At 50.8% G+C, this 717-nt stretch carries 1 protein-coding gene; it reads right to left on the bottom strand.

Annotated elements, in window-relative coordinates; all coding sequences use genetic code 11:
- Positions 1-131 precede the first annotated feature (131 nt).
- Positions 132-632 (bottom strand): hypothetical protein, encoded by a 501-nt coding sequence (locus R7Z49_RS24885; RefSeq protein WP_000647188.1) that lies wholly within the window; start codon positions 630-632, stop codon positions 132-134.
- Positions 633-717 lie beyond the last annotated feature (85 nt).

Here is a 717-nt window from a genome sequence, read left to right as displayed (position 1 = left end):
ATGCACATACCTGGCTTGACCCCCAGAACATCCAACGAGTTGGACGAGCGCCTTACCTTGCGTTTATCGCCTACTCGATTGAACGCAAGTTGTTTGGTTACTACGGAGGGGGAGACGATCGGTAACATTGGTCAACCTCTTTTCTTCTTGTTTTGCTCGCGCTTCACCATTGCTCCAGCAGCTTTCAGAAGTCTCTGGTTCTCCGCCAGCTCCTCTTGGAGTTCCTGAGTATCCTCTTCTGTCTGAGCCTTTTTCAGCTCGGCCTCGCAATATTGGACCTCTTCCTGCAAGCTGACTTTCGCAAACTTGAGAGCGGCCAGTCGCGTCGTATAAACGCCAAAAGGCAATTCGCCACCTTCCCGGAACTGCTTCAAGCACCAGCTCGGTATAGATGGCAACCAACCAAAGTCCCCATTCTTCCGTGACCTTTTCCCCCACGTAATCCCATCTAACTTTTGGGCAAGATTGACATAGCGTTGATCGCTGGTTGAGTTGCGTCGTTTCTGAATAGAGCGAACTATCCACTCTGTAACCTCGACCTTTGCTTTATCATCATCAGAGATGTAATAAAGGGCTGCGTACAACACAGCGCCTTTACGAATGACTGATGGTGGGTATGCCTGGGCTTTCATCTATCCCCCTATCGCTTTTTCTGTCCGACAAGACGGAGATGATCGGCGGCCAAGTCATACTGCTCGTTTTTGTCGCGGCGGCGGA

The organism is Vibrio sp. 1562 (assembly GCF_033340155.1).
GTDB classification, from domain to species: Bacteria; Pseudomonadota; Gammaproteobacteria; order Enterobacterales; family Vibrionaceae; genus Vibrio; species Vibrio alginolyticus.
The sequence above is the reverse complement of the archived record's forward strand: the minus strand, read 5'-3'. Positions and strand labels throughout refer to the sequence as shown.

What these genes read in the sequence shown, in the direction of transcription:
- R7Z49_RS24885 (WP_000647188.1), bottom strand. Translation starts at nt 632, where the DNA reads ATGAAAGCCCAGGCATACCCACCATCAGTCATTCGTAAAGGCGCTGTG.